This window comes from Streptomyces viridifaciens (assembly GCF_001888885.2).
GTDB classification, from domain to species: domain Bacteria; phylum Actinomycetota; class Actinomycetes; order Streptomycetales; family Streptomycetaceae; genus Kitasatospora; species Kitasatospora aureofaciens.
Genome location: NZ_CP090841.1, coordinates 5,145,577 through 5,159,602, shown reverse-complemented (window position 1 = coordinate 5,159,602; position 14,026 = coordinate 5,145,577). Strand labels below are relative to the sequence as shown.

At 72.7% G+C, this 14,026-nt stretch carries 11 protein-coding genes; 9 read left to right on the top strand and 2 right to left on the bottom strand.

Annotation, left to right across the window (positions count from 1 at the left end; all coding sequences use genetic code 11):
* Positions 1-474: 474 nt before the first annotated feature.
* A complete protein-coding gene (gene aceE / locus BOQ63_RS30225) occupies positions 475-3,225 on the top strand; it encodes a pyruvate dehydrogenase (acetyl-transferring), homodimeric type (RefSeq protein ID WP_030287539.1) in 2,751 nt (916 codons plus the stop codon).
* Positions 3,226-3,302: 77 nt separating this feature from the next.
* Here aceE and BOQ63_RS30220 read toward each other — a convergent pair whose 3' ends face one another.
* The gene (locus BOQ63_RS30220) at positions 3,303-4,907 is read right to left on the bottom strand and encodes an MFS transporter (protein ID WP_030287542.1); all 1,605 of its coding nucleotides are present in this window, start codon (positions 4,905-4,907) and stop codon (positions 3,303-3,305) included.
* Between the two features lie 218 nt (positions 4,908-5,125).
* On the opposite strand from BOQ63_RS30220, the gene BOQ63_RS30215 reads away from it, so the two are divergent.
* The 7 genes from BOQ63_RS30215 to BOQ63_RS30185 all read left to right on the top strand — a co-directional run bounded on the left by BOQ63_RS30215 (position 5,126) and on the right by BOQ63_RS30185 (position 12,341).
* The gene (locus tag BOQ63_RS30215) at positions 5,126-5,806 is read left to right on the top strand and encodes a TetR/AcrR family transcriptional regulator (RefSeq protein ID WP_051747101.1); all 681 of its coding nucleotides are present in this window, start codon (positions 5,126-5,128) and stop codon (positions 5,804-5,806) included.
* 105 nt (positions 5,807-5,911) lie between these two features.
* Positions 5,912-7,234: a sensor histidine kinase gene (locus BOQ63_RS30210; protein ID WP_046386994.1), complete on the top strand. Its 1,323-nt coding sequence runs from the start codon at positions 5,912-5,914 to the stop codon at positions 7,232-7,234.
* Positions 7,231-7,905, top strand: a complete 675-nt coding sequence (locus BOQ63_RS30205) for a response regulator (protein ID WP_030553420.1) — start codon at positions 7,231-7,233, stop codon at positions 7,903-7,905. The genes BOQ63_RS30210 and BOQ63_RS30205 overlap by 4 nt, the downstream gene beginning before the upstream one ends.
* 143 nt (positions 7,906-8,048) lie before the next feature.
* Positions 8,049-9,170 carry an alpha/beta hydrolase gene (locus BOQ63_RS30200; RefSeq protein WP_079183811.1) on the top strand — a complete coding sequence of 374 codons (1,122 nt, stop codon included), beginning with the start codon at positions 8,049-8,051 and terminating at the stop codon, positions 9,168-9,170.
* A gap of 117 nt (positions 9,171-9,287) precedes the next feature.
* On the top strand, positions 9,288-10,517 hold the full coding sequence (locus tag BOQ63_RS30195; RefSeq protein WP_030287552.1) for an acyltransferase family protein: 1,230 nt from the start codon (positions 9,288-9,290) through the stop codon (positions 10,515-10,517).
* Positions 10,518-10,592: 75 nt separating this feature from the next.
* Positions 10,593-10,994, top strand: a complete 402-nt coding sequence (locus BOQ63_RS30190; RefSeq protein WP_046387369.1) for an MmcQ/YjbR family DNA-binding protein — start codon at positions 10,593-10,595, stop codon at positions 10,992-10,994.
* Positions 10,995-11,126: 132 nt separating this feature from the next.
* The gene (locus BOQ63_RS30185; protein ID WP_030287556.1) at positions 11,127-12,341 is read left to right on the top strand and encodes an alpha/beta hydrolase; all 1,215 of its coding nucleotides are present in this window, start codon (positions 11,127-11,129) and stop codon (positions 12,339-12,341) included.
* Here the strand turns inward: BOQ63_RS30185 and BOQ63_RS30180 are convergent.
* Entirely contained in the window at positions 12,338-13,330 is a 993-nt protein-coding gene (locus tag BOQ63_RS30180) for a helix-turn-helix transcriptional regulator (RefSeq protein WP_030287558.1), read from the bottom strand. The two genes, BOQ63_RS30185 and BOQ63_RS30180, sit on opposite strands and share 4 nt — an antisense overlap.
* A 114-nt stretch (positions 13,331-13,444) precedes the next feature.
* Here BOQ63_RS30180 and BOQ63_RS30175 point away from each other — a divergent pair, with 114 nt between their 5' ends.
* Positions 13,445-14,023, top strand: a complete 579-nt coding sequence (locus tag BOQ63_RS30175) for a TIGR03086 family metal-binding protein (RefSeq protein ID WP_030287560.1) — start codon at positions 13,445-13,447, stop codon at positions 14,021-14,023.
* The last annotated feature ends 3 nt before the right edge of the window (positions 14,024-14,026 follow it).

Sequence of the window (14,026 nt, the reverse complement as noted above, 5' to 3'; positions counted from 1 at the left end):
TGGCCGTAGTCCACACGGGCGCGGCGGTTCGCGCAAGTACCCGACCGCCGATCCCCTCCAAAGGTTGACGTGTCACAGCGGGACACGCCGGTCGACGTGTCGGGAATCACACCGATTTGCCCTTCTCTGCGTGGGACAAGGATGCTTCGGGTGGTCCCGGCCCACAGGCCGTACGCGTGCCCGAGATGCGAACGGCATTCGGGGTCCGCGTGTGCGCGGGCGTAGAGTCTCCTGTTGGCCCTCACCCCGGCCGCCCGCCATCGGGCGGACGGGACACCAGGTCGGACCACCTCTGTTCGTAACACCCGGGGGTGTTCGGAGCGGACGAAGACGCCCGCGACGCACGCCACCAAGCCGCTCCGCCCACCAGGCGGAACGGTTACCGATCGGTAGAGATGACGGATCTCCGAGCGCGGTAGCACGATGGAGGCGGCGCGACACACCTCTAGTTTCGACCGACAGTGAAGGAACAGCGTGGCTTCCGGATCCGATCGCAACCCGATCATCATTGGCGGCCTTCCGAGTCAGGTCCCGGACTTCGATCCCGAGGAGACCGCGGAATGGCTGGAGTCGCTCGATGCGGCTATCGACGAGCGGGGGCGTGAGCGTGCCCGTTACCTGATGCTGCGGCTGATCGAGCGCGCCCGCGAGAAGCGTGTCGCCGTGCCCGAGATGCGCAGCACGGACTACGTCAACACCATCGCGACCAAGGACGAGCCCTTCTTCCCCGGCAACGAGGAGATCGAGCGCAAGATCCTCAACGCGACCCGCTGGAATGCGGCCGTGATGGTCTCCCGGGCGCAGCGCCCGGGCATCGGCGTCGGTGGTCACATCGCCACCTTCGCCTCCTCCGCGTCGCTGTACGACGTGGGCTTCAACTACTTCTTCCGCGGCAAGGACGCCGAGGGCGAGTCCGGCGACCAGGTCTTCTTCCAGGGCCACGCCTCCCCCGGCATCTACGCCCGCGCCTTCCTGCTGGACCGACTCACCGAGCAGCAGCTCGACGCGTTCCGCCAGGAGAAGTCGAAGGCCCCGTACGGCCTGTCCAGCTACCCGCACCCGCGGCTGATGCCGGACTTCTGGGAGTTCCCGACCGTCTCGATGGGCCTCGGCCCCCTCGGCGCGATCTACCAGGCCCGGATGAACCGCTACCTGGAGCACCGGGGCATCAAGGACACCTCCGACTCGCACGTCTACGCCTTCCTCGGCGACGGCGAGATGGACGAGCCCGAGTCGCTCGGCCAGCTGTCGCTGGCCGCCCGCGAGGGCCTGGACAACCTGACCTTCGTGGTCAACTGCAACCTGCAGCGCCTGGACGGCCCGGTCCGCGGCAACGGCAAGATCATCCAGGAGCTGGAGTCCCAGTTCCGGGGCGCCGGCTGGAACGTGATCAAGCTCATCTGGGACCGCAGCTGGGACCCGCTGCTCGCGCAGGACCGCGACGGCGTCCTGGTGAACAAGATGAACACCACGCCGGACGGCCAGTTCCAGACCTACGCCACCGAGACCGGCGACTACATCCGCGAGCACTTCTTCGGCGGCGACCTGCGCCTGCGCGCCATGGTCGAGAACATGACCGACCAGCAGATCCAGCACCTGGGTCGCGGCGGCCACGACCACAAGAAGATCTACGCGGCGTTCAAGGCGGCCCGTGAGCACAAGGGCCAGCCGACGGTCATCCTGGCCCAGACGGTCAAGGGCTGGACGCTGGGCCCCAACTTCGAGGGCCGCAACGCCACCCACCAGATGAAGAAGCTGACGGTCGACGACCTGAAGCGCTTCCGCGACCGGCTGCACCTGCCGATCACCGACAAGCAGCTGGACGAGGGCTACCCGCCGTACTACCACCCGGGTCGCAACTCGGAGGAGATCCAGTACATGCACGACCGCCGCCAGGGCCTCGGCGGCTTCGTGCCCACCCGCAAGGTGCGCCCGCGCCAGCTCACGCTGCCCGGCGACGACGCGTACAAGGCGGTCAAGAAGGGTTCCGGCAACCAGACCATCGCCACCACTATGGCGTTCGTCCGGCTGCTCAAGGACCTGATGCGGGACAAGGGCATCGGCAACCGCTTCGTGCCGATCGCTCCGGACGAGTACCGCACCTTCGGCATGGACTCGCTGTTCCCGTCGGCGAAGATCTACAACCCGATGGGCCAGACCTACGAGTCGGTCGACCGTGACCTGCTGCTGGCCTACAAGGAGTCGCCGACCGGCCAGATGCTGCACGACGGCATCTCCGAGGCCGGCTGCACCGCCTCGCTGATCGCCGCCGGTTCGTCCTACGCGACCCACGGCGAGCCGCTGATCCCGGTGTACGTCTTCTACTCGATGTTCGGCTTCCAGCGCACCGGCGACCAGTTCTGGCAGATGGCCGACCAGCTGGCCCGCGGCTTCGTGCTCGGCGCCACCGCCGGTCGCACCACCCTGACCGGTGAGGGCCTGCAGCACGCCGACGGCCACTCGCACCTGCTGGCCTCGACCAACCCCGGCGTCGTCGCGTACGACCCGGCGTACGGCTTCGAGATCGCGCACATCGTCCAGGACGGTCTGCGCCGGATGTACGGCTCCACGGCCGAGCACCCGCACGGCGAGGACGTGTTCTACTACCTCACCGTCTACAACGAGCCGATCAAGATGCCGGCCGAGCCCGAGAACGTGGACGTCGAGGGCATCCTCAAGGGTCTGCACAAGTACGCGCCGGGCACCGCCGGCCAGATCCCGGCCCAGATCCTCGCCTCCGGCGTGGCCGTGCCGTGGGCCCTGGAGGCCCAGCGCATCCTCGCCGAGGAGTGGAACGTCAGGGCCGACGTCTGGTCCGCGACCTCCTGGAACGAGCTGCGCCGCGACGCGGTGGAGGCCGAGGAGTTCAACCTGCTGCACCCCGAGGAGCAGCAGCGCGTGCCGTACGTCACCCAGAAGCTCCAGGGCGCCGAGGGCCCGGTCGTCGCCGTGTCCGACTGGATGCGCGCCGTTCCGGACCAGATCGCCCGCTGGGTGCCGGGCCAGTACCAGTCGCTGGGCGCCGACGGCTTCGGCTTCGCCGACACCCGTGGCGCGGCCCGTCGCTTCTTCCACATCGACGCCCAGTCGGTCGTGCTGGGGGTGCTCACCGAGCTCGCCAAGCAGGGCAAGGTGGAGCGCTCGGTGCTGAAGGACGCGATCGACCGCTACCAGCTGCTGGACGTGGCCGCGGCCGACCCGGGTGCCGCCGGCGGCGACGCCTGATCACCCGCTAGTGCCCGAAAGGGCCGGACCCCTCGTGCTGGGGGTCCGGCCCTTTCGGTTTCCTCCGCCGAGGCGGGTCAGATGTGCACGGCCGGGCCCGCGTCGTTGCTGCCGCGACGGGTCAGCAGGGCGAGCAGGGCGGCGGCGAAGGCCACCGCGGCGGCCACCACGAAGGCCAGCGACATGCCGCTGACGAAGGACTGGTGCACGGCGCCGGCCATCGCGTCCACCGCCTGCTGCGGCATACCGGGCTGGGCGGGCGGGGCGATGCCCAGTTGGGCGCCCTGCTTGAGCAGTTCGGCCTGCTGCGGGTCGGCGACCGGCGGCAGGCCCGCCTTCGCCCAGTTGCCGGGCAGCACGTCACCGACCTTGGCGGCCATCAGGGCGCCCAGCACGGCGGTGCCCAGGCTCCCGCCGACCTGCATCGCGGCCTGCTGGAGCCCGCCGGCCACGCCGGACAGCTCCAGCGGGGCGTTGCCGACGATGACCTCGGTGGCGCCGACGATGACCGGGCTGATGCCGAGGCCCATCAGGACGAACCAGAGCGACATCACGCCGGTGCCCGAGCCGGTGTCCAGGGTGGACATGCCGACCATGGCGCCGGTGGTGAGCAGCATTCCGACCATGATCGGGATCCGCGGGCCGAGCTTGCCGATCGCGATGCCGGCCAGCGGCGAGCCGACGATCATCATGCCGGTCATCGGCAGCAGGTGGACGCCGGCGTCGACCGGCCTCATGCCGTGCACGTTCTGCAGGTAGAAGGTCACGAAGAAGATCGCGCCGAAGAACGCGAAGGCCATCAGGACCATCAGCAGGACGCCCGCCGACAGCGGCACCGAGCGGAACAGGCTGAGCGGGATCAGCGGCTCCTTCGCCCGGCCCTGCCAGAGCGCGAAGAGCACCATCAGCAGCACGGCGCCGCCCAGGAACAGCAGCGTCCGGCTGTCGCCCCAGCCCCACTCGGGGGCCTTGATGATGCCGAAGACCAGGGCGAACATGCCGACCGAGAGCAGGCCGATGCCCGGCAGGTCGAAGGACCTGGCGGCGTTCTCGGCCCGTACGTCGCGCAGGACCCACAGGCCGAGGGCCAGCGCGATCAGGCCGACCGGGATGTTGATGAAGAAGACCGACTCCCAGCTGACGTGCTCGACCAGCAGGCCGCCGACGATCGGGCCGGCCGCGGTGGAGGCGCCGATCACGCCGCCCCAGATGCCGATCGCCATGTTGAGCCGCTCGGCCGGGAAGGCCCCACGCAGCAGGCCGAGCGCGGCCGGCTGGAGCAGCGCGCCGAACAGGCCCTGGAGCACCCGGAAGGCGATCACGGTCTGGATGTTCCCCGCGAAGCCGATCGCGGCGGAGGTGGCGGCGAAGCCGACCGCGCCGACCAGGAAGGTGCTCTTGTGGCCGAAGCGGTCGCCGATCTTGCCGGCCGTGATCAGGAAGACGGCGAGCGCCAGCAGGTAGCCGCTGGTGACCCACTGGATCTCGGAGGGCGCGGCGCCCAGCTTCTCCTGGATCACCGGGTTGGCGATGGCGACGATGGTGCCGTCCAGGGCGACCATCATGACGCCGACCGCGACGGTCAGCAGGGTCAGCCAGGGGTGCCCCTTGAGCCCCCCGGACGACGGGTTCGGTGGCGGCGGTGCGTCCGCCTCGGAGTTCTTGACGACGAACTGACTCATCTTGGCCCTCCGTGGGCGTGGCAGAGACCGGGACATGACGGTGGCGCTGCGACGACCCACCCGTCCCCACGAGTGCCCGGCCGACGAGCGCCACTCCGGCAGATTATGTCAGTCACTGACATTCGGCAAACGATGACTACTGACCTGAACTGACATTTGTCAGGCGGCTAAGGTTGTCCTCCCACCCCCCGCCCCAGCGCCCCCGGAAGGCCCCCTCCATGGCCGCTCGCACCTCTCACCCCGTCGGCACCCCGGAGGACCTCGGCCGGGCACCCGGCCTGCGGGAGCGCAAGAAGCAGCAGACCCGGGACGCCCTGGTGCAGGCCGCCCACGCGCTCTTCCTCGGCCAGGGCTTCGCCCGGACCACCGTCGACGAGATCGCCTCCGCCGTCGACGTCTCCCAGCGCACCTTCTTCCGCTACTTCGCCAACAAGGACGAGGTCGCCCTCGCCGTGATGGCCGAGGCCGAGGACTACTTCATCCACTGCCTGCGCCACCGCCCCGCCGAGGAGACCCCGCTCCAGGCCCTGCGCGCCTCGATCGTCAAGGCCTGGCGCGACCTCGGGAACGCCCGGACCTCCGGACCCGGCTCGATCAGCAGCGCCCTCGAACTGCTGCGGATCATCGAGGAGACGCCCGCACTGCTCGCCGCCCACCTGCGCCGGGTCACCGAGCAGGAGCGCCTGGTCGTCCAGGTGCTCGCCGAGCGCGAGGGGCTGGACCCGGCCCGGGACCTGCGCCCGGTCGTGCTCGCAGCCGTCTTCGGCAGCCTGCTGCGCGCCGCCCACCTGTCCTGGACCGCCGAGCAGGAACCGGCCGGGCCCGAGGGCATGGTCGCGATCATCGAGCGGTACTTCGACCAGCTCGGCCCCGCCCTGGCGGGGCACTGGCGGCCGTAGTCCCCGCTGTCATACCGGAGTATCACCCCGTACCCCGCCAGCCCCCGGAAGTTCGGGCTCCAGTCCGACGCCCCGCACCGGCCCACGCTCCTAGGCTGGCCGGCGATGAAGACGCTCACCACCGCCGACGCCCGCGGGTTCGCCATGCGCCAACTGCGCACCCTGCGGCACCACCTGACCACTCCGAGCGATGACCACACCCCGCTGCTCGGGGACTCCCGCAGGCCCTGGGTCCGCCGACTCCCCTACATCGTCGTGGTCATCCTCCAGGCCGTGCTGATCCCCACCGGAATCGCCAACCTGGTCAACTTCTACGGCCTCGTCCTGCCGGTCGCCGCCGCACTCACCGTCAGCCAGACCATCCCGCTGTTCCTGGCCATCACCCGGCCGCTGGCCGCCTGGTGGATCAGCGCCGCCACGCTGGTCACCACCGCCGCCATCACCGCCCGGCACCACCAGGTCGAGGGCAGCTGGCCGTGGACGGCGCCGATGATCCTGTCCTATCTCTTCCTGCTGCTCGCCCTCGGGCTGCGCGAGCGCCGGGCCACCGTGATCGCGGTCTGGGTGGCCACCTTCCTGCTCACCGTGCTCACCACCACCCTCGGCCTGCCCCGAGCCGGTGACGGCACCACCGTGCTGCTGATCGCGCTCAGCGGCGCCGTCCTCCTGCTCGGCTGGGCCGTCCGGGATCGCACGGTCGCCCGGCGGCTGCTCACCGAGCAGGAGCAGATCAGCGAGGTGGAGCGCGAGCGGCGCACCCTGCTGGAGGAACGCGCCCGGATCGCACGGGAGTTGCACGACGTGGTGGCCCACCACATGTCGGTGATCGCGGTGCAGGCCGCCAGCGCGCCGTACCGGATCGAGGGCGTCCCGGCCGCTGCCGCCGAGGAGTTCACCGCGATCGCCGGCACCGCGCGCGAGTCCCTGGCCGAGATGCGCCGGCTGCTCGGCGTGCTGCGCAGCGAGGAGTCCGCCGGGGAGACCGCCCCGCAGCCGGGGGTCGGGCAACTCGCCCAGCTCGTCGAGACGGTGGGGCGGGCCGGCGTGCCCGCCGAACTGACCGTGGACGAGGGACTGACCGAACGGGTGCCGCAGGCCGTCGGCCTCTCCGCGTACCGGATCGTCCAGGAGGCGCTGGCCAACGTGGTCCGGCACGCCCCCGGCGCGCGGACCTGGGTGTCGCTGTCGGCGGACGGCCCCGAACTGCGGCTCACCGTGGTCAACGCGGCCCCGCCGCAGCGCACCGAGTCGCTGGAGGCTTCGGTCGAGGGCACCGGGCACGGTCTGGTCGGAATGCGGGAACGCGTGCGGCTGGTCGATGGCAGGCTGGACACCGGTCCGCTGCCGGACGGCGGCTTCAAGGTCGCCGCCGTCCTGCCGCTCGACCCGTCCGACCGACCAGGAACCCCGGGGGAGAAGCCCGCATGACCATCCGCGTGATCATCGTCGACGACCAGGCCATGGTGCGGGCCGGGTTCGCCGCCCTGCTCAACGCCCAGAGCGACATCGACGTGGTGGGGGACGCGGCGGACGGCGCCCAGGCCCTGGAGGTCACCGGCCGCACCCACCCGGACGTGGTGCTGATGGACGTCCGGATGCCCGTCATGGACGGCCTGGAGGCCGCCCGGAAGCTGCTCGACCCCGCCGTCCCGGGGGCGCACCGGCCCAGGGTGCTGATGCTGACCACCTTCGACGTGGACGACTACGTGTACGAGGCGCTGCGCGCCGGGGCCAGTGGCTTCCTGCTCAAGGACGCCCCGCCCGCCGACCTGATCGCCGCGGTCCGGGTGGTCGCGGCCGGCGAGGCGCTGCTCGCCCCCTCCGTCACCCGGCGGCTGATCGCGGACTTCGCCCGCAACCGGCCCGCCAAGCGCCGCGACCCCAGGCTGCGGCTCAACGGCCTGACCCCGCGCGAGACCGAGGTGCTGGAGCTGATCGCCCGCGGCCTGTCCAACCAGGAGATCGCCGCCCGACTGGTGCTCGCCGAACAGACCGTCAAGACCCACATCGGGCGCATCCTCGGCAAGCTCGACCTGCGTGACCGCGCCCAGGCGGTGGTGCTGGCGTACGAGTCGGGCCTGGTGACCCCCGGCGAATGAGGGGGGACATCCCCCTCATACCCGGGTAGCACCCGGGAGTTGGCCCCGCGGTGTGACGTCCGCGGGGCCGTCGCATTCCTACCTTCCTCCCCGTCGGCAACCGAATCCGGTCGCCGGCCCAACGGGCGAGGGAGAGCAGGGACATGCGCAGGTTCCGGACCAGGCGGGCGATCGCCGCCACCGCGGTGGCACTGGCGGCCGTACTCGGCGCGGGCGGCTGGGCCGCCGACACCCAGAGCGCCGTCACCGGCCCGCCGCCCGGCAGCGCCGCCTGGACCGCCGACACCGCGCTCGGCCTCCAACCGCCCGATCCGGCCACCAGCACCCCGGCCCAGGTCGCGTCGTTCTTCGCCGGGTTGACGCCCGCACAGCAGGACGCCCTGGCCGCCCGGCACCCCCTGGTGGTCGGCAACCTGGACGGCGCCCCGGCCCGGCTCCGGTACCGCGCCAACACCCTGGCCCTCACCGCCGAACGCACCCGGGAACTCGCCCGGGCCACCGACCCGGCCCTCACCCCGCAGGACCAGCAGGCCGCCCGCACCCGCGCCGAGCGCTACCGCACCCAGCTGAACGGCGACCGGCAGATCCTCGCCTTCGACCCGCGCGGCCGCGGCCAGGTCGCCGAGGTGTTCGGCGACCTCGCCACCGCCGCCCGCACGGCCGTGATCGTCCCCGGCTCGGACATCGACCTGCTGACCTTCGACCGCGCCACCGACCCGTACGGCACCCCCGCCGGCATGGCCCGCGCCCTGCGGCAGGCCACCGACGGGGGAACGGCCGTGATCGCCTGGGCCGGCTACACCACCCCGGTCGGTGTCGGTGTCGACGCCGCCACCGAGGACCTCGCCCGGGCCGGCGCCACCCGCCTCACCCGGCTTCTCGACGGACTCGCCGTCAGCACCCACCCGCAGGCCCCGCCCACGGTGTTCTGCCACAGCTACGGCTCGGTGGTCTGCGGCCTGGCCCACCCCACCCGGGCCCGCGCCTCCGCCCTGGTGGTGCTCGGCTCGCCCGGCATGGGCGTCGACTCGGCCGCCGACCTCGACCCGGACGTCCCGCTCTGGGCCACCACCCGCAACGGCTCCGACTGGATCGGCAACGTGCCCAACGTCCGGCTGTTCGGTCTCGGCCACGGCGCCGACCCGACCGGTCCCGGCTTCGGCGCCCGCCCGCTGCCCTCCACCGGATCCCACGGCCACACCGGCTACTTCGCCCCCGGCACCGCCTCGCTCGCCGCCTACGCCGCGATCGCCCTCGGGCACTGAGGGCTCTGCGAGATCCGCACCGCCCTCCGAGATCCGCCCCGCACCGCCCTCCGAGATCCGCCCCGCACCGCCCTCCCACACCGCCCTCCGACACCTCGCACCGGAAGGAGCACCACCATGGCCCACCCGCTCACCGCCCTGCGCCGCGCCGCCGAGAAGGTCGACGCGAAGACCCCCGCCACCCGCGACCGCGCCCTGGACGGGCTGCGCGCCCTCGCCCTGCTCTCCGTCCCGATCGGCCACTGGATGCTCGGCGGCCTGACCCTCTCCCCCGACGGCGCCCTGCACAACGCCAGCCCGCTCTCCTCGCTCGGCTTCTTCGCCCCGGCCAGCTGGGTGCTCCAGATGCTGGGGGTGTTCTTCCTGGTCGGCGGCCACTCCTCGGTCCGCTCGCTCGAGCGGGCCCGGGAGAAGGGCCTGCCGTACGGGAGTTGGCTGCGTGCCAGGACCGTCCGGCTGCTGCGGCCGGTGCTCGGGGTGACGGCGGTGTGGGCGCTGCTGATCCCGCTGCTGCCCCGGCTCGGCGTGCCCGCGGACACCCTGCGCACCGGCGCGACCCTGGTGGTGCAGCCGCTCTGGTACATCGGGGTGTACCTGGCGCTGACCGCGCTCACTCCGCTCTGCGCGGCCTTCGGGCGGCGGCTCGGCCTCTGGTCGGCGGGCCTGCTGGTGGCCGCGGTCGCCGTGGTCGACCTGCTGCGGTACGGGCCGTGGGCCGAGGCGGTGCCGTCCTGGGTCGGGCTGCTGAACCTGCTGCCGGGCTGGATGTTCGGCTACCAGCTGGGCGTGCTGTGGGCGCAGGGCCGGCTCGGCCGTCCGGCGGCCCGGGCGCTGCTGCTCGGTGGCGGCGCGCTGTTCGCCGCGCTGCTGGTCGTGTTCCACTACCCGGCCAGCATGGTGGGTGTACCGGGCGCCGAGCGGACCAACTCGCACCCGCCGTCCCTGCTGGTGCTCGCCCTGGCGGCGGTTCAGTGCGGCGCCGCCGTGCTGCTGCGGGAGCGGCTGGGACGGCTGCTGAGCCGCCGTCCGCTTCTCTGGCTGCCGGTGGTGGTGGTCAACCTGTCGGCGATGACGATCTTCTGCTGGCACCAGAGCGCGATGCTCGCCGTGGCGGTGCCCGGTGCGGCCGGCCTCGGCGCCCTGCCCGGTCTGACCACCGCGCCGGACTCGCTCGGCTGGGTGGCCGCCCGACTGGCCCTGCTCCCGCTGTTCGGCGCCGCCCTGGTGGCGATCGGGTGGTTCGCCCGGCGTTTCGACGGCCCCTGGACGGCCTTCTCCCGGATCGGCAAGGCGCTGGCCGGCGCCGCGGCGGCGCTCTTCGCCGTGTACGCGCTGGGGATGGTGTGACGCACGCCGTCGACCACGGCACGCGCGGGGCGCGGACCGGCGCGCGCTGTCGGCGCCCTGCTCTAACCTCCCCCCATGGTGACGTTCGACGAGTTCCGCGCGATGGCCCTGACCCTGCCGGAGGCCGCCCAGGAGCCGACCTGGGGCATCGAGACGCTGCGGGTCCGCGGCAAGGTCTTCGCGATGGGCTCGCCCGACGGCGACAGCGTCACCGTCAAGGCCTCGCGCGAGGACCAGGCCGAGCTGATCGCCGCCGAGCCCGAGGTGTTCTCCTTCGCCCGGTACGTCGGGCGGCACGGCTGGGTGAGCGTCCGGCTGGACCTGGTCGACCCGGAGGAGCTGCAGGACCTGGTCACCGAGGCCTGGCGGCGGACGGCACCCAAGCGGCTGGTCGGCGAGCTCGACGCCCGGAACTCCGCTCAGCACCCTTCGAAGGGCCCCACAAGGACGCCGGAAGGACACGCACGGTTCATGTGATCCATCCCACAGTTTAGGCGCGCCCGTCACCGTCTCGTGACCTCTACGCTTGCGCAGGGAAGTCAGCAGTCCATATCGCACCCTCCGGGCACCGCCCGAGAATCGGTGACGGGCCCCGAGGGAGTTGGTGCGGTGCGCAAGCCCCGACGCTGGAAGCGGGTACTGATCGGGGCGTTCGCGGGTTGTGCCGTGCTCGCCGACGCGGGTGCCTCGGCCGCCGCGGCCGCGGTCTCCTCCGAGCAGCTGGCGATCTCCACGCCCCCGGCCGGCAGCTCCGCCTGGGTGCAGGACCACTCCTTCGGCCGCTCCCTGCCCGACCCGGCCACCACCAGCCCGGCCGACGCCGCCGCCTTCTTCGCCTCGCTCGCCCCCACCGAGCTGGACCGGCTGGTCAAGCAGTACCCGCTGGTCGTCGGCAACTACGACGGCGCCCCGCTGGACCTGCGCTACCGCGCCAACCGGATCGCGCTCGCCGACGAGCGCGACGCCGCCCGGGTCCGCGCGGCCGACAAGAAGCTGGACGCCGACACCCGGGCACTGGCCGTCTCCCGCGCCAACGACGTCGACCGCCTGCTCGCCCCCGGCCGGCAGATCCTCGCCTTCGACCCGCGCGGCCGGGGCCTGGTCACCGAGGTCTGGGGCGACCTCGCCGACGCCGAGCGGGTCTCCGTGGTCGTCCCCGGCTCGGACGCCGACCTGGGCCATTTCGACCAGTCGGCCGAGCCGCTGCGCGGCGCGGCCGGCATGGCCCGCGCCCTGTACGCCGAGGAGCAGCGCCAGGCCCCGAAGACCCGTACCGCCGTGATCGCCTGGACCGGGTACGTCACCCCCTCCGGCCTCGGCCCGGACGCGGCCACCTCCCGGCTCGCCGACGTCGCCGCTCCCAGGCTGCAGCGCCTGCTGGCCGGCCTCAAGGAGACCACCCGGCCGGACGCTCCCCCGGCGCTGCTCTGCCACTCCTACGGCTCGGTGGTCTGCGGCACCGCCGCCCCGAAGATCCCGCGCGCGGCCGCCTCGCCGTCCGACACCTCGGGCATCACCGACATGATGGTGTTCGGCAGCCCCGGCATGGGCGTCCAGTCCGCCGGCGAACTCGGCGGCGGCGTGCACGTGTGGGCCACCCGCAACCCCAGCGACTGGATCGGCAACGTCCCGTTCCTGGAGGTCGGCAAGCTCGGCCACGGCGCCGACCCGACCGGCAACGGCTTCGGCGCCGAGCAGATCTCCTCCGCCCGCGCCGCCGGCCACAACGGCTACCTCACCGACGGCACCGACAGCCTGCACAACTTCGCGGCCATCTCCCTCGGGGACTACCGCGACGTGGTCCGGGCGCAGCCCAACACCTAGGTTCCGTCTTCGTCCCGGTAGAGCCGCAGGGCCTCCGCCGCCGCCCGGGCCAGCTCGCGCCGGGCGGCCGGCGGGGCCAGCACCTCGACGTCCGCGCCGAAGGCCAGCAGCGCGCGGACGGCCGCCGCGGCCGGGAAGGCCAGCGCCAGCTCCACCCACTCCTCGGCCGGACCGGCCCCGGACTCCGGCGGCGGAGCCGTGACCCGGCCGCCGTGGAGGCGCAGGAACAGGTCCAGCCGCCCGCGCCGGACCCGCACCCGGGCCGGTACGTCCTTGGGCAGTCGCTCCACCTGCTCGCGCAGCGCCGCCCACACCTCGCCGAGCGCCACCCCGGCCCGGCGGCGGACCGTCTCCTCGGTGGTCTCGGCGCTCAGCACCCGGTCGGCCCGGAACAGCCGCGGCTCGCCGTGCAGATCGGCCACCAGGTACCAGACCGTGGCCTTGTTCACCAGGCCGTACGGGTCGACGGTGTACTCCACCGGCGCGGGCGTGCCGCTGTGCCGGTAGCGCAGCCGCAGCCGCCGGTCGGCGAACACGGCGTACTGCAGCTCGCCCAGGTCCGGCAGCCCGGCGGCGCCCGGCTGGGAGTTCTGCATCCAGCGGGCCGGGTCGACCAGGATGCGCTCGCTGACCCGCTCGGCAGCCGGGCGGTGCGGGGCGGGCAGCGCCGCCATCACCTTGCGCAGCGCCGAGCCGAGCGCGCCGTCCAGTCCGAGGTCGCTGTGCGCGCCCTGGGTGGAGAGCACGAACAGGGCCCGGGCCTCGTCGGCGGTCAGCCCGGTGACGTCCGTGCGGTAGCCGGGCAGCAGGTTGATGCCGCCGTGCCGGCCGCGTTCGGTGAACACCGGCACCCCGGCGGCGGAGAGGGACTCGACGTCCCGGTAGATGGTGCGGACGGACACCTCCAGCCGTTCGGCCAGTTCGGTGGCGGGCACCCGGCCGCGGGTCTGGAGCAGCAGCAGGATCGAGAGCAGGCGGTCGGCCTTCATGACGCCAGGATCCCAAAAATCCTGACGGCCGTTGTCAGGTTTTACTGGCAGATTGCGTTCCGAGCCCGCGAGGGCCGCCCGAACCACCCGACCCCACAAGGGAGCTGACCACAGATGAGCGCCGTCCAGGACGCCCGCCCGCAGTACCTCACCGCCCTCGCCCAGCTGGACCGGCTGTTCGCCACCATCACCCCCGCCGACCTCGACCGGCCCACTCCCTGCGAGGAGTACACGCTGCGTCAGCTGCTGAACCACGTGATCGGCGGCATCCACCGCTTCGCGTACATGGGCGAGGGCGGTCACGCCCAGGACGTCGTGGCCGCCATCGAGGACCCCTCGGACGACGGCTGGACGGCCGTGCTGGACCGGGCCCGCGCCCGGGTGACCGCCGCCTGGGCGGACGACAGCAAGCTGGGCCGCCCGACCGTCGCCCCCTGGGGCGAGGTGCCCGGAGCGGTCGCGGTCGGCGGCTACGTGATGGAACTCGGCACCCACTGTTGGGACATCGCGACCGCCCTCGACAACGGCTTCGTGCTGGACGACGAGGTGGCCGGCACCGCGCTGGCCGTCGCCCAGCTGATCCTGCCGCCGGAGAGCCGGGTCGAGGGCGTCCCGTTCGGGGCGGTGCGGCCGGCCGCCGAGGACGCCGACGTCCACACCCGGCTGGCCGCCTGGCTGGGCCGCAAGGCCTGAGTG

Coding starts and splice junctions, on each gene's coding strand:
- BOQ63_RS30210 (WP_046386994.1), top strand. CDS start 5,912: ATGAAGACGCTCACCACCGCCGACGCCCGCGGGTTCGCCATGCGCCAA.
- BOQ63_RS30220 (WP_030287542.1), bottom strand. CDS start 4,907: ATGAGTCAGTTCGTCGTCAAGAACTCCGAGGCGGACGCACCGCCGCCA.
- BOQ63_RS30180 (WP_030287558.1), bottom strand. CDS start 13,330: ATGAAGGCCGACCGCCTGCTCTCGATCCTGCTGCTGCTCCAGACCCGC.
- BOQ63_RS30195 (WP_030287552.1), top strand. CDS start 9,288: ATGGCCCACCCGCTCACCGCCCTGCGCCGCGCCGCCGAGAAGGTCGAC.
- BOQ63_RS30215 (WP_051747101.1), top strand. CDS start 5,126: ATGGCCGCTCGCACCTCTCACCCCGTCGGCACCCCGGAGGACCTCGGC.
- BOQ63_RS30205 (WP_030553420.1), top strand. CDS start 7,231: ATGACCATCCGCGTGATCATCGTCGACGACCAGGCCATGGTGCGGGCC.
- BOQ63_RS30200 (WP_079183811.1), top strand. CDS start 8,049: ATGCGCAGGTTCCGGACCAGGCGGGCGATCGCCGCCACCGCGGTGGCA.
- BOQ63_RS30190 (WP_046387369.1), top strand. CDS start 10,593: ATGGTGACGTTCGACGAGTTCCGCGCGATGGCCCTGACCCTGCCGGAG.
- BOQ63_RS30175 (WP_030287560.1), top strand. CDS start 13,445: ATGAGCGCCGTCCAGGACGCCCGCCCGCAGTACCTCACCGCCCTCGCC.